We start from the raw sequence: 20,523 nt of genomic DNA, 5'->3' as shown, positions 1-20,523 counted from the left end.
TAGAAAAACTAAGGCTATTGTCGTGAGTGTTATACCCAAACGCCCCAAAGGTCCCCCCCTGAACGCCATGCGCGCCTTTGAAGCGGCTGCAAGACATGTCAGCTTTGTCGCCGCTGCAGAAGAATTGAGCGTCACGCCCGGTGCGATTTCGCAGCAAATAAAAACGCTCGAAGGTTGGTCAGGCACGGCTTTGTTTCGTCGCAACGCACAAGGTGTAGCGCTCACGGCCGCTGGATCCGATCTACTGCCAAAATTCACCGCCGCTTTTGACGGATTGGCGGACGCCACACACGCGCTGCGCAACCTAAGACCAGATACTGATTTTCACATTGCGGCCCTTCCGTCCCTCGCCCAGCTTTGGCTACCCAAGCGCCTTGCTAAGATCAGAGCGCTGTTCCCCGAGATCAATTTCTCAGTCACAGCGTTGGAAACCTCACCCAGCTTAACGCGCGAGCTATTCGATTTGTCCATTTTCATCGGCGTTCCGGATCCTGATCAAAATCAGATCCGGATTTGCCCCGACGAGATCGTTCCCGTATGCGCCCCTTCGGTTTTGAAGCGTTTTGAGGGTTTCGATCAGAGTGCTTTGTTACACGATCAGACTTGGATCGACGATTGGCGGCTTTGGTCGGAAACCATCGGTGTGACGGTGCAAAATCCTCAAAGAGGTGCACAATTTTCACTGTATAGTCTTGCGGTGGAAGAGACGAAGGCTGGCGCAGGCATGTTGATGGGACATTTGCCGCTGATCGAGGAGGCTTTGGAGACCGGCTCGCTTGTAAAGGCAGACGAGCGATCGTGCAAAACTGGCCGTTTCATACTTGTGAATCTTCCATATGCCTCTCGTCAGCGTCCTGAAACGCAACAGATCGCCGCGGCGCTTTCCGATGAAACCAATCAAAGCTGACGCTCGTGCAAAGCGCAGCATTTGTCACTTCGGGTTCGAACCAGTGTCACCTACATCCTCTCATAACTTGTCGCGACTGGATGACGCTTAGTCGAAGATATTTGCTCATTTGCGACCAGATATTGTGCATTTGAAGCCTCCATTGCGGCGGGATTGGCAATAGCCTGGAGGAAACCAAGGCGGGTCGTTATGCCAGAATATGTCCAAAAAACTACGTTTGAAGAATGTGACCTTCTGATCCGCAATGCCTCGGTAATTGACGGTACAGGCGGCCCGATCAGTAAGGCGGACGTGGCGGTGTCAGGAGACGAAATAGTCGGCGTAGGGCTTCTGAGCTGCATTAATGCGCAGGTGGAAATCGATGCGACGGAGCTATGCCTGGCCCCCGGATTCATCGATGCGCATACCCACGATGACTGGGCACTTTTACGAACTCCAGACATGCGGTTCAAGGTGACGCAGGGAGTTACCACGGTTGTCGTCGGGAATTGTGGGATCAGCGCCGCTCCGTTCCGGGCGCAAGAGGGTCTGCCAGACCCGTTCAATGTCACCCCAGAGGTGCTGTCATCCAGCTTTGAAACCGTCACCGATTATCGACGCGCGATCAACGATAAGGCCCCTGCCATCAATGTGCGACTGCTGGCCGGACATTCCGCCCTACGCGCCACTGTGATGGGGCCGGATTTGGCGCGTGCCGCTACTGGTGAGGAAATCAACCAAATGGCGGAAATGCTCGACAAGGCTCTGACCGAGGGGGCCGCGGGGCTGTCAAGCGGGCTAGACTACCCCGCCGCGATAGCGGCCCCGATGGAAGAAGTTGTGACGTTGGCCCGGGTGCTACGCCACCACCCGAACACCGTTTACACAACCCATGTTCGGGATGAAGGTGATGGCGTGATCGAAGCCATCAAAGAAGCCCTTGCCACAGGACAGCGCGCCGATGTTCCCCTGATCCTGTCGCATCACAAATGTGCAGGCGCTCGCAACTTCGGCAAAAGCAAAGCGACGCTTGCCATGATCGACGCGGCCCGCATGCAAGGTGAGGTCGCGCTGGACGTCTACCCCTATACCGCGTCGTCATCGGCGTTGATGGAGCGTTTTATCGGCGCGGCTAAGGATGTGCTTGTCATTTGGTCCACCCCTCATCCAGAGTGCGGTGGACGGACACTCAATGACATTGCCGCTGGTTGGGATGTGTCGCGGGAAGAGGCTTGCGCTGAGTTGAAACCCGCTGGCGCGATCTATTTCGACATGGACGAACAGGATGTGCAGCGCATTCTGCGACATCCGGCAGCCATGATTGGATCGGACGGGCTGCCCGGCACCGAAAAACCCCATCCGCGGCTTTGGGGCACGTTTCCGCGGGTCCTGGGGCATTATGCGCGGGATCTGAAACTGTTCTCTTTGGCAAAGGCGGTGCAAAAGATGACCGGCCTGACCGCCGCGAAATTCGGCCTGATCGATCGCGGAGAAATCTCGGTCGGCAAAAAGGCCGACCTTGTTTTGTTTGATGCAGAGGAAATCTCGGATCTGGCTGATTTCGACGCCCCGGAACAGCCTGCCAAAGGCATTCATTATGTGCTTGTTAACGGGCAGATCACACTGTCTCGGGGGCGCCAAACCCGCACGCGCGCCGGTCGCTTCCTCAGCAGCCAATCACAATGACGGAGAAACACATGAGCAGAACGGTCTGGTTGAATGGCGTTTATTTACCAGAACAAGAGGCACATCTGTCGATCTTCGATCGCGGCCTGTTGTTTGCCGACGCGGTATACGAAGGCTTTGGTGTACTGGACGGGCAGATCATCGATTTCCCCTATCATATGCAACGCCTGAACCGGTCGCTGGCCGAACTGGAAATGCAGTCACCGATGAGTGAAAGCGCATTATTTGACGGTTTGATGGGTTTGATTTCCCGCAACAAGGTGGAAGAAGCATTTCTCTATTTGCACGTCACCCGGGGCGCACACGATCGCGACTATCTCTACCCCGACGGCCTGACGCCAAACGTCTTTGCCTTCACTCAGCCACTTCACGGAGGGCTGGCTGCCGATCCACCGCAACCTTTGCGGCTGGCAAGCGCGCCAGACATCCGCTGGGCACGACGGGATATCAAGACGAGCAACCTTCTGGGCCAAGTTCTTGCGAAAGAGATTGCCCGCAAAGCAGGTGCGGACGAGGCGCTGATGATTGCCCCCGATGGCACAGTGACAGAGTGCGGTGCCATGTCGTTTTTCATCGTTCGAAATGGATGTGTTCACGCCCGCCCCCTCAGCCGCGATATTCTGCCTGGGATTACCCGCCAGACCATGCTGCGCGTTGCCGATCGTCAGGGGCTAAAGGTGATCGAGGCCACCTTTACGCTGGACGAAGTCTTCCGGGCGGATGAAGCTTTTGCTACTGGCGCTTCCAGTTATGTCCAACCGGTGCCCGAGGTTGATGGTCGACTGATCGGCAATGGTGAGACCGGCCCTGTTACAGCATTGCTGCGCAATGAATATCTCAAGGCTGTGCGGGCATCCTTCCGGTAATATGGTGAAATTGTTCAAACGCATTGGTTCGCCCGATGGGTATAGTCTTACGCGTTGAACCGACAAGCTGAATGCGCCGGTATTGTTCTGCTTAAAGACTACGTCAGCAGTATCTGGTGAGACTCTGTTGAGAATGTAGATGAAAAAGTGGATCTTTCTATCGGCCAAGCGCGCATCGAGAAACAAAGAATGTATATCTTCTACTTGTGCCGGGCGGCCCCGGTCGTCCGCAGTGCTGGACCGAATAGTTGATATCCGTAATTTGATACGCAGCCGCCTAGAATTGTACCACGGCAATCGTTGTGTTTACTAAACAGGACGACCAGTTGCGGCCCATAGCGGCCACTCGTTGCGAGGCTAAAATTCCGCAGTCGCACCCACTTTGCTGCCATTCGCTGCATCTGCAAAATGGGACCGAAGTCAGGCTCGCGTTTGACATGGTATCTACGCCAGGCACCTCATGACGCCTAATACTCGCAATCGCAGCGGCCTGAGGCTATCAACCCCTAGCCAGCTTCGTGTATCCGTCTCTGGTTTGCGGCGTTTTAATGCCCAACAAACTACCTGCGACCTGAGTTTTCAGAATCTGCGCAGTTCCACCACCGATGGTAAACATGCGCACGTCGCGATACATGCGCTCGATTGGCTCCTGCGCGCCATATCCGCGCGCACCAAAAATCTGCAGGGAATCGTTGACAACTTTGATCGCCTGTTCAGACGCAAAGGCCTTTGCCCGAGCTGCCATTGTCATGTCGGGAAACCCAGTCGAACCAAGGGTTCCAGCGGCTTCGTGCAACATCAGACGGGACGCATGGACCGCCGTGTCCATGTCTGCAAACATCCATTGAAGACCCTGAAACTCCTGCAAGGGGCGACCGAACTGATGACGCTCGCGCAGGTATCTTTTCGCATGCTCTAGCGCGCCCGCTGCAATTCCCATGGCCACCGTTCCCGCCCCGACACGCTGACTGTTATAAGCGGTCATCAGATCGGCAAAGCCACGTTTTATTCCCGATGGGGTGACCAGCGCGAAACGCTCATCAACTTCCAGATCGGTAAAACGAAGCTCAGTTTCCGGCATTCCGCACAGTCCCATGGTCCGTTCGCGACCGACCACATCGAACCCTTTGGGGGCGATACCGTTTTCGGGATCGTAGTGAACCAGAAAACCGGTGATCCCCAGATCGGTTCCGTCCTCATCCAGAACACGCGCAAAAATTAGGTAAAGCTTCGAAACGCCGCCGCCCGTGATCCAGTGTTTGCTGCCGTTGATCAGATATTTCCCGTCAATGCGCCGGGCTGTTGTCTGCATCTCGGTCGCCGCGCTACCGGCGTTGGGTTCAGTTATGCAGATTGCAGGCTTGTCCCCCGACAGGACCAGCGGGGCCACAAAATCTCGTTGCTCATCTGTGCCATAGGCCATGATCGCGCTGATGCCACCCATATTGGCCTCGACGACGATCCTGGCACTCAACGCGCAGGCTTTGGCGATTTCTTCGACGGCCAAAACCACGTCAAGGTATGAGGCGCCGAGCCCTCCGAACTTGGGCGGGATTGTCATGCCCATAAGTCCGGCGTCGGTCAGTTCACGTACGTTTTCCCAGCAATAGGTTCGGGTTTCGTCCCAGTGACCGGCCCGGTCCGCAAATCCTGGAGCAAGTTCGCGGGCGATTTCCTGATACGTCTTTGTTCCCTGATCAAGCATTGGGTCATCCTCTCTACTCACAATTATGTGAGAGTCCGCATGTTATTTTCAATCGAATTTACATTGTGATTAAATTAAGTTTTATTGAACTTATGCAGATTTCAGCTTTTGAAACACTGGTTGCGATTGCGCAGCACAGCTCATTTTCTCGAACCGCAGAAGTGCGCAACATGACACTGTCTGCTGTCAGCATGCAGATGAAATCGCTGGAAGAAGAGCTTGGCACAGCGTTGTTTGATCGCCGGTATCGGCCGCCCAAACTGACGCCACTCGGAGTGAGGGTTGCTCAGGACGCCAAGACAATAGTTGATGCCTACTCAGTACTGAAATCAAGATGTGTGCCTACCGATCAACTGACCGGAACGTACCGGGTCGGGTTTGTCCCCTCTGCTGCTGCACGCATCCTGCCCTTGTTTCTCAGAAGCTCAGCGCAGTTGGCTCCAAAAGCAATGTTGAACACGAGCACCGGATTGTCGGAAAATTTGTGCGAACAGGTCCGAAATGGTCAACTGGATGCGGCAATTGTAACTGAAATCGCGGACGCAACATTTGACCTTTCCTGCGAAACCCTGCTCCGCGAAGAAATGGTGGTTGCCGCACCAATACTTAGCAAAGCCGGAGGGTTGGAGGAATTATCTATGACCCATCGCTTTCTGCACTTCATACCATCCTCGGGCATCGGAAAATTGATCGCCCAATACCGCGATCAGATGCAATTGAAGTCGAAGGAAGTGATAGTTCTCGACAGTATCGAAGCCATCGTAAACTGCGTAAAAAGCGGGATCGGATACGCGCTTTTACCGAAGACGGACGTATTGCGGTATGGGGCTGATCAGGTTCTTGTCCTTCCTTGTGAACCGCAACCGTTGTTTCGCAACATCTCGCTGGTGACGCGCGAAGACGCTCTGACCGAAACATGGCGCCCAAAGCTGAAGACACTGCTCAAGGCCAGCATAACTGGTCTGGAAAACGCGAACACTTAAGCTGCTCAAATCGTTTGGTGCATCGCCTGCTACACCCGAACAAGAAACCTGCAGATGACATTTCCAAGATGTTTGCCCTAGTCTGGCAGAAAGCGCGGCGATGAGTGCTGCGTATGCATATCGTCGGGATTGTTACGCCGAAGGTTGGTATCATGCAGGAGCTTCAGGTCCAGACAGTCCGTTCCCGTTGGCGCGTAGTCCTGTCGCTCTTGTCGGGCCCAATACTGTTTTTCCTCGTTCGTTCGCTTGATACTCCGCCCGGAATGTCTGAGGCGGGTTGGACGTTGCTGGCCTTGCTGGCGTGGATGGTTGCATGGTGGCTTTGTGAGGCTATTCCCCTAGCCGCTACTGCACTACTGCCGGTTATCGTCATGCCTCTCGCAGGAGTTGCCGAAATTGGTACGGTCACACAGGCTTATGGTCATCCCCTCATATTTCTGTTTCTGGGTGGGTTCATGCTGGCGATGGCAATTGAAGCTGTCGGCCTTCATCGGCGCATCGCGCTGGCCATCGTTTCAAGGGCCGGTACGGGGCCACGCAATCTGACGCTGGGCTTCATGATTGCCACAGCATTGCTTTCGATGTGGATCACAAATACGGCCGCAACAATCATGATGTATGCCGTTGCGCTGTCCGTCATCGACTTCATCAAAAGCAAAATTGCGGCCTCGGATGAGCTGCGTCGGTTTTCTGTCGGCCTTATGCTTGCGGTGGCCTACAGCGCATCGATTGGGGGAATGGCCACGTTAATCGGGTCGCCCGTCAATGCTTTGCTGGCGACGATCATGTCCGGCGAATACGGCATAACGGTCGAGTTCGTTGACTGGCTGATGATCGGTCTTCCGGTGACAATGGTGATGTTGTTCATCGCCTGGGCATTGTTAAGTTATGTCTTGTTTCGGTGCGATGGCTTAGCGGACAACGACCTTGCTGACGCGGTTCGCATTGAACGGGAACGGCTTCCGCCGATGGGCCGCGCGGAAAAAACCGTTGCAGCTGTCTTTGTTCTGGCCGCAATTGGTTGGATTTTCGGGGACCAGATTACGCATGTCACCGGATTGCCAATCACGGATACCGGCGTGGCGTTGACCGCAGCTTTGTTGCTTTTCGCGACCCCAGTGAACGCAGATATGACGAAATTCGCGCTGGATTGGGAAACCGCTGTGAAATTACCGTGGAGCGTGTTGATCCTGATCGGAGGTGGGCTCGCCGTGGCTTTGGCGTTTCAGATCACCGGGCTGGCAGATTGGATCGGGGAACAAGTGTCAGGAATTGACATCACGGTTTTCGCCATGGTGTTCCTGGTCGTTGCGATGATGGTCTTTCTGACCGAGATCATGTCAAACCCAGCCTCGGCCGCAACGATACTTCCGGTGGTTTCTGCCGTTGCCGTCGGGTTCGATTGGAGCCCGCTATTATTGGCAGTGCCGGCTGCACTTGCAGCCAATATGTCGTTCATGATGCCGGTCGCAACGGCTCCAAATGCGATCGTGTTTTCGAACCCCGATCTTAAAATCACCGATATGGCGCGGGCAGGGTTTTGGCTCAATTTGTGCGGTATTGCCCTGTGCACTCTGACGGTTCAGTTCGTCTACCGACCCATTTTGGGTTGGTAGTAACTCAGGGATATAGCGGCCCGGAGCGGACACTCTACAGACAGGGTTCCGTTGTCGCTTTTACCCCTAGCTGTGATCGTGCGCTTCTTCTGCCATTCGTTTCAAGGTCACTCGGTCAACCTTACCGGTGGGATTCAGGGGCATATCTTCAAGAAACCTGATCTCTTCGGGTGCCTTATAACCTATCTGTTCTCGTGCGAAGGCGATCAGTTCAAGGTCACTCGGCACGGCACCCTGTTTGGGCACGACATAAGCACGCACGTTCTCTCCATGTACTAGGTCATGCACACCAATCACCCCGGCAAAGGCAACGCTAGGGTGTAGTAGAAGCGCATCTTCGACCTCTTGTGGGAAAATGTTCAGGCTGTTGTGTATGATGATCTGCTTCTTGCGGCCACGAAAGTACATGTAGCCGTCTTCGTCCGCATGCATAATATCGCCGCTGTCGAACCAGTCGCCATCAAAAACGCTTGCCGTAGCCTCTGGGTCACGCCAGTACCCAAGCATTCGGCTATTTGTCCGCATCCAAACAACACCGGGTTCGCCTGGGGGGACTTCGTTGCCGTTCTCGTCGCGGATTGAGATGTCACAGCCTGGCACCGGACGACCGGCCGAGCCAGGGATGATCCGAGCGGAAGGCGGGTTCATAGTTGCCATTCCCGTCTCGGAACAGCCATATCCTTCGTCTATCGGGATGCCCGTCAGTGCCAGAAATTCACTCTCGAGTTCGAACGGAACCTTGTCGCTTCCGGAGCGTACCAGTCTGAGCGACGAAAAGTCTTCATGCGTCGCATGTCCATCCCGGATCAGGTTGAAGAGCGCGCAGGGCAACATGCACAAGACGGTTGGTTCTTCCTTACGCAGCAGAGGAACGATTTCATCGGCCCCATAGGAGCGAGCGACTATGGCCTGACCTCCGAGCGACAGCACAGAGAAGGAAAAAAGGATACCGCCAATGTGTGAGAGGGATGAACCGGGTAGGACCCGGTCCTCGCTCGTCATTTCGAATCCAGCGCCACCGCTTGCAAAAATGTAGGACATCGATTGCCGACTATGCGTGACACCTTTGGCGGGGCCGGTGCTGCCTGATGTAAATAGCATGAACACCGGGGCGTGGGTTGGATGATTTGTCGGTATCGCCGCATTAGCTCGCTCATTGATCCAGTCTTCAAAAACCGGGTAGGGACTTTTGCCTTGCCATTCAAAGCTCAAAAACCCCGCCATCTCGAGAGACTTAGTTGCCTCGATGACGTCCGCCTCACGTTCTGCATGAAAAAACACGAACTTTGCGCCGCTCGCTTCAAGCGCATGTTCGATCTCGACCGGCGTGTTTCGATAATTGAGTGGCACGGCAATCAGACCAGCTTTGAAACACGCGACATAGTGCACAAGAAGCGCGCCGCGGTTCGGCATAAGAGAGGCGATGCAATCACCTGCCTTCAAGCCGCGATCGAGATACTGAGTGCACAGGTTGTCGCTGGCCCGCTCCAACTCACGAAAGGTCCATGTCTGCTGCAGCGATACCACAGCCTTTGAGTCCGGCCTAGTCGCCAAGCCAGCATCAAGCAGGTTTTCCAACGAGACGACATTTTTGAGCGGACCACCGAGAATAGGCATTGTGCTTAATAACTCTTTTCGTTTTTGAATGGGCGCAAAAACTCCTGCAATCTGTCCGAAATTAGTCAGAACGCTAGCTATTCTATTCTGGCGCAGCGAGCGGGTCCCTGTCCAGGTTTACCGAAGTCTGGGGACAAGATGTGACTCCAATATGGAAATGCGCAATTATTGCGGCAGTTTTAAAAGGGAATTCGCGAACTCTGCAATGACTCCAGCTTTGCCAATAGCTATTCTGCTGACCCTCACAGCCTTCTCATCAGGAGCGCAGGAACTCGTTCCTCATAGCAAAAATGAGGATTGTTTCAGACCGGAATGTCAATCGATAGGCCCCTTCTTTCCCGGTCCTCTGGGTCCTATTCCTAATCCTGGCCCCCCTGCCAACATTTGCGTGGTACTAGAAGGATACTGCATTTTACCTGGTCCTGAACATCCTGGAGCCGCGTGTTCTTGCTTTAACGGACGTTCCGGCTTTCCTATTCAAGGCAGGGCTTTCTATGATGAAGGCATTACCAACTTGTTGGAGAATGATTGAGGAAAGGCAGCGCCTTTTTCGTCAGGTTGTCAATTCATGGGCATAGTCGATCTGATTATTGAGTCCCTTGTGCGCCCAGCGGTCGGCGAGCAATGCCAAATCGCGAGCCGTTTTGGAGAAACTGCGTAACTTATCGGTGCTGATAAGGTGTGGCACTCTAAACCCGGTGATCAATCGCCTCATTAAGCGCTTGGCGGCATAGGCGTTTCACTGCTTTTGTACCAGCTTGTCGAGTAGAATTCCATTCACATAAACCGCTCGCCAGAGCCAGTAATTCTCACCGTCAATTGGGATAACAACTTCGTCCAGATGCCATTGTAGGCTGAACCCGACCGATTGCGCTTGATGCAGCGGCCAAATCACGGCCAAATCGGTTGACCCCAAGCCATAGGGTTTCCCAACTGACGATTTCGCCCCTCGAAGCCAATAGGCCCTTCACGTCTGCCGTACTCAACGCAATGCGGTTGCAAGACCAAACCGCTTTAGAAAAGTTGTTGCGTAGAACCCGGAGACCATTGAGGCGACATCTCGGCTGGGATCTTCATACCCGCGCCTAGCTCACTGTAAATGCGCAATCAAGTTGGCAACTCCAAAGCTGAACCGAAGTTAATATTCTCTTCAGGAATGGTTCCTTCCCGCCGCCCATATAACAGTTCACGAAGACATTTTCAGTGAGGAGGAAGTGCAAATGGCTTATGCTGATACAACGACCCAAGGTGGGTTTTTTTCACGTTTTTTTTCCACTCCGGAGGAAAGAAAAGCCGAGCGCGCCAAGCGCGCAGAGTATAATAGACAACGACGTGAATTGATGCGGATGACGGATCGGGAACTGCTTGATCTCGGCTACTGCCGAATCGACTTGGAACAAAAACTGCATCGGCACCATTTTGGAGACTGATGAACTGTTGGAACGACACTCATGTTGGTCACTAGATCCACTTGATACTTATCAATAGGACGGGCGCAGTTGTTGTCACATAAACTAGGGTTCGATTGCTCATGCCCGAAGTTGGACGTAGGTGACATCGATGAAATCATCGTTAACCAGCTACAAGCGTCATCGGTTTACACTCCACGGGTCCAAACAATAGGGACAACTCAAGTTGGGGTGATGTTGTCACGTCAAATGGGGCCGTCAAGCGGGAGATATGGGGCGCAGGAGCCAATCGAGCGCATGTATCGCGATGTGAGTATGTTCACAATCAGTGGTGGAACCGAGCGGATCCTGAAAACACAGGTCGCTGGTAGTTTGTTGGGCACTAATACGCCGAAAACCAGAGACGGGTAACCAGCACAGAAAAACATCTTGGAAAGCAGGTTAAAGACGTCGGCGAGTCGACTCTAATCCATTTGAGCCAGTTGTGCCGAGATGGCTTCCGATGCCCGCAGCGCCAAGGCCGCAAGTGTCAGTGTCGGGTTGGCCGTGCCGCCAGTGGGAAAAACAGCAGACCCCACGACGAAAAGATTACGGGTATCAAAGCTGCGTAAATCTTGATCCAACACCGCGTTCTTTGGATCAGTTCCCATCCGCACTGTGCCCATAATGTGGCCCGCACCTTTTGCCTCGGGATCGTGGCCAATTTCTGACGCGTTCATCGCGCTAAAGATGTCTGTGTGCGCAGCTTCAGCCGCTTTGAGCCCGGCTTGGGTGTAGGGGTCGATGCTGAAATGGATACTGACTTCGGGCATCCCGTTTTCGTCACGACGGTCTAGATCCAAGGTCACACGGTTCTCAGGGATCGGCAGCTGTTCGACCATGGAAGATATCTCGATTTGTCGCGAGGTTGCGTCAAAGATTGCCTGATCCAACGCTGCGCCCCTCAAACCCTGAGAAATGAGATGCTTCACATTTGAGACAGGGGCGTTCTTAGACCAAGCCTGTCCTTGGTTGCCAATTTCAATCAAAAGCGCGGCGTGATCAGTGCGAAACGTCCCGTCTCTCAGTGTGTCACAGGTTGAGGTGATGAGCGGACCTCGGAATGGCCATATGGGCTCCGGCGCCATGGCCCAGCTGAGTTTCACCGGATGGTCCATCAGATTTCGGCCAACCAGATCGGACGAGTTGGCCAGTCCACCGGGGGCACCCTCTTGCGCAGAGTTCAGCATCAGCCTCGGCGTTTCGATTCCGTTGGCGGCGAGGACGACAATCTTCGCACGCGCGTGGCCGCTGGTGCCGTTAGAACGCCGAAACTCGACCGTCTTGAGAGTCCCAGCCTCATCAAGATGAAGCATCGTCGCCGTTGTCTCAGGAAAAAGGACCGCACCGGCGGCTTCGGCTTTGGCAACATGGACCGTCGCATCATATTTGGCCTGCACCGGGCAAATCGGGATGCAGGATGCGCTACCGCAACAGGTGGGCCGGTCGTCACGAGAGATGGAATTTCGAGCCTGTGGTGCGGCCAAAAACTCATAGCGGCTGCCCGTCAGTGCCGCCGCAACTTTCTGGTCAAGGTGGGACTGCGGGATCGGCGGCATTGGATATGGGGTAGTACGTGGCGAACCGCGATCATTCTCACTGTCGCCGGACGCCCCTAACTCGCGCTCTGCCCACCCATAATAGGGTTCCAATGCCTCGTAACTAAGCGGCCAATCCTCTCCCAACCCATAGGTCGTTTGGAGCTTGAAGTCTTGCGGCAGGAACCTTGGGATGCTGCCCAACCAATGCCAAGTGGTACCGCCCACCGCCTTGAGATAGTCTGATTGGAATGACTGCGGGCCAGTCTGGCGGTAAATCGTCTCTTGTCCCGCGTCGTTTTTGTAAGATGGGGCTGCTCCTGCGGGATAAGGGCTGGCCAAGTCTTTCACGGCAGCGCTCCGGAACTTGTCGTAGGCGTCACCGCGTTCGATACGCGGACCTGTCTCAAAAATTACGACGCGCAGGCCCTGAGACGCCAGCTCAGACGCCGTAAGAGCCCCGGCGACGCCAGAGCCGATGACCAAAATGTCCGCTTCGATATCGACCGCAGTAGCGACGGGGCTTCTCCTTTCATTGCGCTTAGAGCACGGGAGCCTCGCTCCAATCTTCAACAGCGCAGAACCCGGGTGCTTTTGTATAGGACATGGCTTGCCATACCAGCGCAGACCCGTAGGTCACCGCTTCGGGATTTGAGGGATCGGGGGACAGCCCCGTGTACCAAGCAACGAGGATTCTTTCCTCAAGCTCCGGTTGCGGCAGACCCTCTGCAAGAGCATTCAGGGCCTCCTCATCACCCATTGCCAAGAAACCTTGCAAAAACTTCGCAGCGGCTTCAGCGTCCAGATTTTCGCGCTGCAACAGCTTTTTCGATAGCGCCAGAAAGCCATTGGCATCAATGCTCGGCGCAGCATGTAGGCGCAGCCCGCTCCACGAAGCCAAGACTACCACCCCACAGAACACAAAGCCACGTCGGCCAAGCAATACCATCGAGCCTCCGTTAGATACAATCGCCACAATGCGTCATCTCACTCACTATAATTGCGGATGGTCCGCATAGAAAGCTTCGAAGAAGCACTGAAGCTTTAACTCGTATGCGTCAAAGGAAATCCAGACATTCAATGTTCTCACTCGAATGTCTGTTTTGTCCGCGTTGCAGACACTCAGCAAATTTATGCGAATGTCTGCATCGAGCCCAAACCAGTCATGTTATTTTTGAACCCCGCGGCGTATCGCTTCACCTGAGTTAGCGTCCAACACCAGGACACCATCACCAACGACTAACGTGCCGTTTACGAGAACGGCTTGCACCCCAACAGCGGGTTGGTTTGCGTTTTCGTAGGTGGCTAGATCCGCTACTGTCTTGGGGTCAAAGACGACAACGTCAGCATCCATTCCAACTTGCAGGCGCCCTTTCTTTCTCATTTGTGGAACGAAGTCCTCCAGTGTTTGAGCTGGCATCAAGGACATCTTGCGAATTGCCTCCTCCAGTGACAATAAGCCTCGTTCGCGCACATAAGATCGAAGGATTTTGGTAAACGCTCCAGCCGACCGCGGGTGACTAAATACATTGTCGGGAAGTGGCCAATCACCACCTTCATAATTCAGAACAGCCCCGCTTTCGTCGAAGTAGGACCAGAACACCGCATCCGACGCAATCATGACTGCTGGGTGGGTAACGGATGCATCCAACAGAGTGAGCGCTTCCGGATCGTTCTCGTCCAGAAAATGCCATGTGACAAAGGTTCCCGGCTCGTTGTCCTGGTATTCGGCGAGCTCCTCTTCTGTCATGCGATCTGCGCCCAATTGAAAGTTCTGAGCCGTAGAGCTCATGCGTTCTCGCCATCCGTCGCCTGAGAACATCGCGGCTCCTACAACGGTGTTCGCGGCGCCATAAGGATAGGCCTCTACCGTGATGTTAATGCCTTGAGCCCGCGCACGTTCAACCAAATCAAGGGTGGCGTGGATGTCTTCCAATGAAGAACTGTTGATATGACAGATATGCATGTGTGCGCCTGTAAGCGCGGCGTTCGCAATCAGTTCTTTTATTGCCTCAAAAGACCCCTGCGGTTCCAAATTCGAAGCGTATCGCACGTGCGTATAGGTGGCCACGCCGTAGTCGGCGGCCATATTCGCCAAAGCAAAGTACTCTTTTTGACCGTATCCAGGCGCGTATCCTGCGTTAACGCCTATACCCAATGCCCCCTCTTTCAATCCTTGCTCAACTAAGTCCAACAACTCCACCATACGAAGCGGATCGGCGATTTCTGTTTTCCAATCGTCGAACCTCTGCGCATCTTGAAAATAGGATAGTTCGGCAACAGGCCCTTTACCTGTGAACGCAGCTATTCGGCCAAACGTCCAAGCCGCAGACGCCCCATAGTTCAGCGGTGTCTGCTGCCGTTCCATTTCTGCATACCAATCTGCAATAGGGAGGATACCGGACTCCAATTCCAGAACGGTTGTTACGCCTTGCATCGCCTGCATGCGCATATCGCCCAAGTTCATGCCGTGTGCATGCAAATCGATGAACCCCGGCGCTACAACAAGATCAGTTGCATCGATCTCCAACGAACCTTCCATAGCGAACTCGGAAATGGCGACAATTTCGCTGCCAGTTATCCCTAGATTTCGGATGGAGTCCAAACCTGTCTCTGGATCGATAACCCGACCGTTCGTTATGACTATTTCGTAGTCCTGCGCAGAGCAGGTCGTGGCAATGGCCACAAAAATTGCAGAAACGAATGTGCGGTACATGACCTGATCCTCCGTGTCTCCAGCGTACGGCGATCAAGGAACAGATCAATTCAATACTTTGCCTAAGTCTGTTTAGTTCGCACTGCGGTCGTTCATCTGAACTCGTCGAACGACCGCTTAGAGCCCATTTTGCCGAATGCTGCACGGCGATTGAATGTCAGGTTTTGGTATCTGCCCGATACTTGGACAAGAACATGTCGACGCACTCTTCAATGATCTTGCCCGACCCATCCAAGCTTTCCGCACCGACAAGAAACTTCGGCCAGAAGAAGAACGCCTTTGCGCCCGCAGTAAGGAGTTCCGTTGCGTAGTCAGGTTTTACGTTTTTGAGCTGTCCCGACTTCACGGCAGCAGCCACGATGGAGCGCACCGGGTTATTGCTCATCTCGGCGCGGGCAAACACACGCCGTGCCAGTTCCAAGTCTCGTAGATACTCTGTCATCGCCATGCGATTGAGACCCAGATACCGCTCATCCGTTATGGCCGCGATGTAATCCTCAAGGCTCTTGATGAGCTGTTCCCGTACAGGTTTCTTTGGATCGAATGGCTCGGAGCTGATGGCACCGGTCTCGGCGATAATAATTTCAACGATTTCGTCGAACAACGCCTCCTTCGTCGGGAAGTGGTTGTAGAGTGTGCGACTCGAAACACTCGCAGCTTGAGCGATTCGCGTAGTGCGAGCACCCTCAAACCCGTACGTACGGAATTCTTCGACCGCAGCGTCGATGATATCTTTTCGTTTCTTTTCAGTGCGTTTCACGATTGTCAGCCCAAAAGTAAGAATACGTGTTTACATTTCTGATCTCGCGCCATAAGTAAACTGTATAATTTACTTTTGCAAGGCCAAGAGGCCGACCAACCCGAAAGAACCAAAGACATGCTCGACACACCGAAATCAGAAAACCGGACCATCATCCCGCAGCCGTTGGATGCGACCACGCTGAAAGCTGGCGACAACAAAGTCACTTTCGTCTCAAAGACGATGGGTGGGGATATCATGCTGGCTGGACTGCTCTTCCTGCCGGAGAACTTTGATCCTGCGCGCACATATCCAACTGTCGTTCTGACCGGCGCTTTTCAACAGGTGAAAGAACAGACCTGTGCCGTCTATGGCCGCAAGTTCGCGAAGCAAGGCTACGTCGCTCTTGCCTTTGACCACCAAGGTTATGGCGATAGCGAAGGCTTCATCCGCCACTACGAATACACACCTGCCAAGATTGAAGGCATTCAAGACGCGATCAGCTTCCTTTCCATGCAAGGCTTTGTTGACCGCGAAAGGCTCTTTGGAGTCGGCGTTTGTGCTGGTGCGACGCATATTGCCATGACGGCTATGACCGACAAGCGTTTGAAGAAAGTTGCGCTTGTGGGCGGCATGTTGATGAACACCTTTGTTCACTTCACAGCCAATGGTCGCAAGAAGACGGCCGCCATGCTGCACGGGGCAAACGAAGCTCGGCAGAAGTGGTACGAATCCGGTGAAGCTGTCCCTTTCGACGCCTTGGGAATGGATGACGGCACGGCCAAAAACTCAAAGATTCAAGATCAGCTCGAAGGTTATGACTACTACATGACGGAGCGTGCTGGGGCCATGACCAACCCCAACTACACCCATCTAACGCCAGAGTTCTTCGTTGAAGACAACGCACGCCACAGCGCGCGCTCTATCGCGAAGTACTTGCGGACACCGGCGATCACTATTCACGGATCGAAAGCCAGCACGCGCATCTTCTCTTGGCTGTTCCATTGGTCCAAGCGCGGCCCGAAGAAGCGGGTAGTGATCAAAGGCGCAACGCATGTCGACCTCTATGACCGTGACCAGTACGTTGATCAGGTGATCGCGGCCGCTGATGCATACTTCAAATAATGCACTCGGTTCGGGCGGACCGAAACCCGCCCGAACTTCAATCCGGAAAGATGAGATCAATGAAATGGTATCACTACCTTGCCGCCTTTGGGGCGGGCTTCTCTGGCCCGCCTCTTCCCGCCCATGAGGCCGAAAAATGAAACAACCATCGACACTTCAGGTCATCCTCGGGCTGCCCAAGCTCCTCTGGAACTATGCGACCAATCCCCTGAAGCGGGCGCTCTTCAAGGCGGCTCCAACACCTAGTACACAGACAGACTTGGTACGGCTGGTCGAAAAGACCTTCCACCACGAAATCCGTGCGGGCTATGAACACCGCTTCATCCGGCTGATGTTCGTCACCGTAGAAAACCGCGTGTTCTGCCGCCAATACCAATTCTCGCAACGCTCATGGCGTGATGTGTTTCCGTCCAACCCGGAAGGGCAAGTTCGTCTGGACAACACCATCGCCAATATCAACGCCCGCAAGCCAAAGGACTACGACCAGATCATTCCAGCGGTTGATCAGGCATATGCAGAGGCTCTTCGCAAGATCGGGGCAAGCTTCCTGCTGATGGGAAGCATTGAGCCGAGGGCACAGAAAAGCACGATGGAAATCACATTGGCGGTTCTATAGCAGCCATTGGCGCAGACGCAGCGAAATGGAGGTTTGTCCCGCATAGCCGACGGTCAGTTGAATCAAGCGAATGACAGCACCGAGCCCAAATTTCGCATACACAGCGTCTCAAACGAATGACGGCTATCAAACAGCCACTCCTTGACCCGTCGCAAATTCATAAGACCGCGCGACGATCTTTTTTGCAGTATCCAATTCATCTTCATCACGGGGTGAGTAGATCATCACCAGACCGATCGGCCATTGCCCTTGTGTCACCAAATAGTGGTCTTCACCCCAACCTGTCCGTTTAACCTCGGCCACATCTTCGACCGGCAAAACGAGGTGCATGCTTCCATTGTCCGGCTTCGGGTGGATGTGAGCAAACTCTCGCCCGATCATAAAGGCGGCTTGGTTTCCGGAAACACCATCGTGCAAAACAAGGGCGCGCGATCCCGGGACGGATATTCCGCTGTCTTCTTTGTTGACGTTCGGTAGCGCAAAACACCATGCATGAAGCGCGTCAATGATCTCGTCTGGGCCGTGCTGGGTCAGCTGCGAATGAGGGAGTTGACCCTGTGTTTCGGGAAGCGGGCCAGAACGTTTAGGTAAGGTCAAAGGCGTGCTCATTATTTGCTCCATTCAGTTGCATGGGTCAAAGTTAAGCGTGTATCCTGGCAAAGTAACTGCGAAAAACTGCAAGTGAGCTTTGCATGAAAGCACAGAGATCTCGGGCAGATCAAAATCTGGAATGGGCGGATATGCCCTTCCTTTTGTCGGTGTGTGAGGCCGGTAGCCTGTCCGGTGCTGCACGGCTATTGGGTGTCAACCATTCGACCGTGTTCCGTCGAATTGAGGCGGTGGAAGCGCGTTTGGGCGTCCGATTATTTAAGCGCCTTGCACGCGGCTATGTCATGACAACGGCCGGGGAGCGGTTTTACGAGCGTGCGATCCTTCTTTGCGAAGGAATGGATCAGATTGAGCGAGACTTAGGCGGGCAAGATTTGCGTCTTGAAGGCCAATTGACGGTCACGACAACAGACTCGCTGCTTCATTGCCTTACACCGGTGTTTGCCAAGTTCCAGCAGGCACACCCGAGTGTTGAACTTCGTCTTTTATCAGATGTACGTGCCCTGGACTTGATGCAGCGGGATGCGGATATCGCGCTTAGGCCGACCAACGCACCGCCTGAACACTGGGTGGGTCGAAAACTGGCAGAACTTTCTTTTGCAACCTATGCGCACCGCGACTATTGGCAGGTTATTAAAAACAATCACGACGAAACTCATCACTGGGTCATGCTTGGCGACGACCTGAACCAATCCCCGATGAGCAAAATCACGCAACGCCGAAAAAATGAAGACGCGAAATCCACTGTTGTTAACACAATGATGAGCGTATTCGACATGGTGAAATATGGCTTCGGGATCGCTGCAATGCCGTGCTATCTCGGCGAAAAGCACAAAGATCTCGTGCGTGTGCACGACCCGGATCGCAGCGCCAACTGGAATCTATGGCTCTTAGCCCATCCAGATGTTCGACGCAGTGCAAGGGTGAACGCCTTCTACGATTTTGCGACACGACACATCACCGACGATGTCTTGGGGACACCATAAGAATCCCGAGCATATCTGTGTCATTTTGCAAATGTCGCTTGCGTGCTTTGGGGATTCTATCTGCGCTCATGCAACCCACCTTTTTGGCAGTGTTCAAAAAGGAGGACCCCAATGTCTATCACAAGGGCTGCAATCGCATTGAGCCTCGGTCTTTTTGCCGGGACCGCGCATGCTTTGGATATCGAAACCAGAACGCTCCATGAACTTTACGCCGACGCCTTGGCCGAAGGTGGTGAGTTCGTTCTGCGCGCTGGTGGTGATGAGCCAACGCAGATCGATTACTATCTTGATCGCTTCAAAGCGCGGTTCCCAGAACTCAAGGTGACCCATAGCGTGGATGTTAGCATCAACCATGCCCCACGTTTCGACAATGCTCGCGCTGCAGGTGGTGAGCAGAACATACCGGACGTGATCCAATTCCAGACCTTGCATGATTTCAATTACTACATGGAGCGTGGGCTTCTCGAAGCCTACAAACCGGCGAATTGGGATAAAGTCTATCCAGATCACAAAGACCCACACGGCCGTTGGACGGGTCTTTATGGCGTGACGTTCAGCAACTACGTAAACCTCGACATGGTGGACCCTGAGAACCCACCTAGGGATGCCTTGGATTACCTTGATCCAAGTCTGAAGGGGCGGATCATTTTGACCTATCCCCATGATGATGACGCTGTGCTCTATCAGTTCTGGAACCTCAAGGAGGCGTATGGCTGGGACTATCTGGAAAAGCTGGTGGCGCAGAAGCCGGTCTGGACACGCGGCACCGCAATGCCTTACCACGCCATCAACAACGGCTGGTACGCGGCGAGTTTCACAACATTCTGGGCGTTTGAAAGCTTTCCGGGCTTGAACACTGAATTCATGCTGCCAAAGAAGGACTACTTCCTGACTTGGTTCCAAAGCGCCGGCATTCCAACCCAAGCCAAAAACAAAGCCGCAGCAAAATTGTATCTGAACTGGATGTTGTCCGAAGAGATGCAGGGCACTTGGCTTCAGTTTCCCGTGCGTATGGATATCGATGCGCCGGGCGACTACGGCTCAGTTCTGCGCCACAACACATCACCGGGCGACTTCCACCGATGGATGTTGAAACGCCCCATGGTGGAGCGTTTCCGCGATCAAATGCGCCAGCTGATCGGCCCCGCACATGGACCCGAAGCCATTGATCTGGACTACTCAATCAAGCCTGAGTGATTGTTGTGCAAGTGTGGGGCATGGTTCTGCCCCACGCCACAGCAGACATTGACGTTTCGCCTTGGAAAGTCGAGTTTGTCCCGCATAGCGGAAGTCTTCGAACCGTGTCTCGAATGGCAGTTTTCTGCAACCCCTGGATGATTGGCAACGCCACAACAAAGTGAGAACATCGCTGAAGGGGTGTTATGTG

Annotated in this window: 18 protein-coding genes; 10 read left to right on the top strand and 8 right to left on the bottom strand. The window is 53.9% G+C overall.

Features of this window, described 5'->3' with window-relative positions; all coding sequences use genetic code 11:
• The first annotated feature begins 67 nt into the window (after window positions 1–67).
• The 3 genes from AB1A64_RS00565 to AB1A64_RS00555 all read left to right on the top strand — a co-directional run bounded on the left by AB1A64_RS00565 (window position 68) and on the right by AB1A64_RS00555 (window position 3,438).
• Window positions 68–907 (top strand): LysR family transcriptional regulator, encoded by an 840-nt coding sequence (locus AB1A64_RS00565; RefSeq protein WP_366549605.1) that lies wholly within the window; start codon window positions 68–70, stop codon window positions 905–907.
• Window positions 908–1,096: 189 nt separating this feature from the next.
• Entirely contained in the window at window positions 1,097–2,572 is a 1,476-nt protein-coding gene (locus AB1A64_RS00560; protein ID WP_366549604.1) for a D-aminoacylase, read from the top strand.
• An 11-nt stretch (window positions 2,573–2,583) separates the two neighbouring features.
• A complete protein-coding gene (locus AB1A64_RS00555) occupies window positions 2,584–3,438 on the top strand; it encodes a D-amino acid aminotransferase (RefSeq protein ID WP_366549603.1) in 855 nt (284 codons plus the stop codon).
• A gap of 499 nt (window positions 3,439–3,937) precedes the next feature.
• Here AB1A64_RS00555 and acdA read toward each other — a convergent pair whose 3' ends face one another.
• Window positions 3,938–5,143, bottom strand: a complete 1,206-nt coding sequence (gene acdA / locus AB1A64_RS00550; protein ID WP_366549602.1) for a 3-sulfinopropanoyl-CoA desulfinase — start codon at window positions 5,141–5,143, stop codon at window positions 3,938–3,940.
• Between acdA and AB1A64_RS00545 the strand changes: the two genes are divergently transcribed.
• Both AB1A64_RS00545 and AB1A64_RS00540 read left to right on the top strand, forming a co-directional pair.
• Window positions 5,125–6,126 (top strand): LysR family transcriptional regulator, encoded by a 1,002-nt coding sequence (locus AB1A64_RS00545; protein ID WP_366549601.1) that lies wholly within the window; start codon window positions 5,125–5,127, stop codon window positions 6,124–6,126. The two genes, acdA and AB1A64_RS00545, sit on opposite strands and share 19 nt — an antisense overlap.
• A gap of 152 nt (window positions 6,127–6,278) precedes the next feature.
• The gene (locus tag AB1A64_RS00540; protein ID WP_366549600.1) at window positions 6,279–7,742 is read left to right on the top strand and encodes a DASS family sodium-coupled anion symporter; all 1,464 of its coding nucleotides are present in this window, start codon (window positions 6,279–6,281) and stop codon (window positions 7,740–7,742) included.
• A gap of 66 nt (window positions 7,743–7,808) precedes the next feature.
• Here AB1A64_RS00540 and AB1A64_RS00535 read toward each other — a convergent pair whose 3' ends face one another.
• Complete coding sequence (locus AB1A64_RS00535) at window positions 7,809–9,359, bottom strand: class I adenylate-forming enzyme family protein (protein ID WP_366549599.1); 1,551 nt, start codon at window positions 9,357–9,359, stop codon at window positions 7,809–7,811.
• 739 nt (window positions 9,360–10,098) lie between these two features.
• Window positions 10,099–10,254: a DDE-type integrase/transposase/recombinase gene (locus tag AB1A64_RS00530; RefSeq protein WP_366550236.1), complete on the bottom strand. Its 156-nt coding sequence runs from the start codon at window positions 10,252–10,254 to the stop codon at window positions 10,099–10,101.
• A 325-nt stretch (window positions 10,255–10,579) separates the two neighbouring features.
• Between AB1A64_RS00530 and AB1A64_RS00525 the strand changes: the two genes are divergently transcribed.
• Window positions 10,580–10,789 carry a DUF1127 domain-containing protein gene (locus tag AB1A64_RS00525; RefSeq protein WP_366549598.1) on the top strand — a complete coding sequence of 70 codons (210 nt, stop codon included), beginning with the start codon at window positions 10,580–10,582 and terminating at the stop codon, window positions 10,787–10,789.
• Between the two features lie 443 nt (window positions 10,790–11,232).
• Here the strand turns inward: AB1A64_RS00525 and AB1A64_RS00520 are convergent, their stop codons facing one another.
• The 4 genes from AB1A64_RS00520 to AB1A64_RS00505 all read right to left on the bottom strand — a co-directional run bounded on the left by AB1A64_RS00520 (window position 11,233) and on the right by AB1A64_RS00505 (window position 15,821).
• Window positions 11,233–12,831: a GMC family oxidoreductase gene (locus tag AB1A64_RS00520; protein ID WP_366549597.1), complete on the bottom strand. Its 1,599-nt coding sequence runs from the start codon at window positions 12,829–12,831 to the stop codon at window positions 11,233–11,235.
• A 55-nt stretch (window positions 12,832–12,886) separates the two neighbouring features.
• Window positions 12,887–13,294 carry a sugar dehydrogenase complex small subunit gene (locus tag AB1A64_RS00515; RefSeq protein WP_366549596.1) on the bottom strand — a complete coding sequence of 136 codons (408 nt, stop codon included), beginning with the start codon at window positions 13,292–13,294 and terminating at the stop codon, window positions 12,887–12,889.
• Window positions 13,295–13,513: 219 nt separating this feature from the next.
• Window positions 13,514–15,061: an amidohydrolase family protein gene (locus tag AB1A64_RS00510; protein ID WP_366549595.1), complete on the bottom strand. Its 1,548-nt coding sequence runs from the start codon at window positions 15,059–15,061 to the stop codon at window positions 13,514–13,516.
• Between the two features lie 157 nt (window positions 15,062–15,218).
• The gene (locus tag AB1A64_RS00505; RefSeq protein ID WP_366549594.1) at window positions 15,219–15,821 is read right to left on the bottom strand and encodes a TetR/AcrR family transcriptional regulator C-terminal domain-containing protein; all 603 of its coding nucleotides are present in this window, start codon (window positions 15,819–15,821) and stop codon (window positions 15,219–15,221) included.
• 117 nt (window positions 15,822–15,938) lie between these two features.
• Here AB1A64_RS00505 and AB1A64_RS00500 point away from each other — a divergent pair, with 117 nt between their 5' ends.
• Together AB1A64_RS00500 and AB1A64_RS00495 are read left to right on the top strand one after the other, a co-directional pair.
• Complete coding sequence (locus AB1A64_RS00500) at window positions 15,939–16,925, top strand: alpha/beta hydrolase (protein WP_366549593.1); 987 nt, start codon at window positions 15,939–15,941, stop codon at window positions 16,923–16,925.
• A 136-nt stretch (window positions 16,926–17,061) separates the two neighbouring features.
• Window positions 17,062–17,541, top strand: a complete 480-nt coding sequence (locus AB1A64_RS00495; protein ID WP_366549592.1) for a hypothetical protein — start codon at window positions 17,062–17,064, stop codon at window positions 17,539–17,541.
• A 126-nt stretch (window positions 17,542–17,667) separates the two neighbouring features.
• On the opposite strand, the gene AB1A64_RS00490 is transcribed toward AB1A64_RS00495, so the two are convergent.
• Window positions 17,668–18,150, bottom strand: a complete 483-nt coding sequence (locus tag AB1A64_RS00490; protein WP_366549591.1) for a luciferase family protein — start codon at window positions 18,148–18,150, stop codon at window positions 17,668–17,670.
• 83 nt (window positions 18,151–18,233) lie between these two features.
• Between AB1A64_RS00490 and AB1A64_RS00485 the strand changes: the two genes are divergently transcribed.
• Together AB1A64_RS00485 and AB1A64_RS00480 are read left to right on the top strand one after the other, a co-directional pair.
• On the top strand, window positions 18,234–19,136 hold the full coding sequence (locus AB1A64_RS00485; RefSeq protein WP_366549590.1) for a LysR family transcriptional regulator: 903 nt from the start codon (window positions 18,234–18,236) through the stop codon (window positions 19,134–19,136).
• A 111-nt stretch (window positions 19,137–19,247) separates the two neighbouring features.
• Complete coding sequence (locus tag AB1A64_RS00480) at window positions 19,248–20,333, top strand: ABC transporter substrate-binding protein (protein ID WP_366549589.1); 1,086 nt, start codon at window positions 19,248–19,250, stop codon at window positions 20,331–20,333.
• Window positions 20,334–20,523: the final 190 nt, after the last annotated feature.

The organism is Ruegeria sp. ANG10 (genome assembly GCF_040705255.1).
GTDB lineage: Bacteria > Pseudomonadota > Alphaproteobacteria > Rhodobacterales > Rhodobacteraceae > Ruegeria.
Note: the sequence above shows the minus strand (reverse complement) of the source record. Positions and strands in the feature narration are given on the sequence as shown.

Coding starts and splice junctions, on each gene's coding strand:
- AB1A64_RS00555 (WP_366549603.1), top strand. CDS start 2,584: ATGAGCAGAACGGTCTGGTTGAATGGCGTTTATTTACCAGAACAAGAG.
- AB1A64_RS00485 (WP_366549590.1), top strand. CDS start 18,234: ATGAAAGCACAGAGATCTCGGGCAGATCAAAATCTGGAATGGGCGGAT.
- AB1A64_RS00500 (WP_366549593.1), top strand. CDS start 15,939: ATGCTCGACACACCGAAATCAGAAAACCGGACCATCATCCCGCAGCCG.
- AB1A64_RS00560 (WP_366549604.1), top strand. CDS start 1,097: ATGCCAGAATATGTCCAAAAAACTACGTTTGAAGAATGTGACCTTCTG.
- AB1A64_RS00565 (WP_366549605.1), top strand. CDS start 68: ATGCGCGCCTTTGAAGCGGCTGCAAGACATGTCAGCTTTGTCGCCGCT.
- AB1A64_RS00480 (WP_366549589.1), top strand. CDS start 19,248: ATGTCTATCACAAGGGCTGCAATCGCATTGAGCCTCGGTCTTTTTGCC.
- AB1A64_RS00535 (WP_366549599.1), bottom strand. CDS start 9,359: ATGCCTATTCTCGGTGGTCCGCTCAAAAATGTCGTCTCGTTGGAAAAC.
- AB1A64_RS00525 (WP_366549598.1), top strand. CDS start 10,580: ATGGCTTATGCTGATACAACGACCCAAGGTGGGTTTTTTTCACGTTTT.
- AB1A64_RS00495 (WP_366549592.1), top strand. CDS start 17,062: ATGAAACAACCATCGACACTTCAGGTCATCCTCGGGCTGCCCAAGCTC.
- AB1A64_RS00490 (WP_366549591.1), bottom strand. CDS start 18,150: ATGAGCACGCCTTTGACCTTACCTAAACGTTCTGGCCCGCTTCCCGAA.
- AB1A64_RS00540 (WP_366549600.1), top strand. CDS start 6,279: ATGCAGGAGCTTCAGGTCCAGACAGTCCGTTCCCGTTGGCGCGTAGTC.
- acdA (WP_366549602.1), bottom strand. CDS start 5,143: ATGCTTGATCAGGGAACAAAGACGTATCAGGAAATCGCCCGCGAACTT.
- AB1A64_RS00515 (WP_366549596.1), bottom strand. CDS start 13,294: ATGGTATTGCTTGGCCGACGTGGCTTTGTGTTCTGTGGGGTGGTAGTC.
- AB1A64_RS00510 (WP_366549595.1), bottom strand. CDS start 15,061: ATGTACCGCACATTCGTTTCTGCAATTTTTGTGGCCATTGCCACGACC.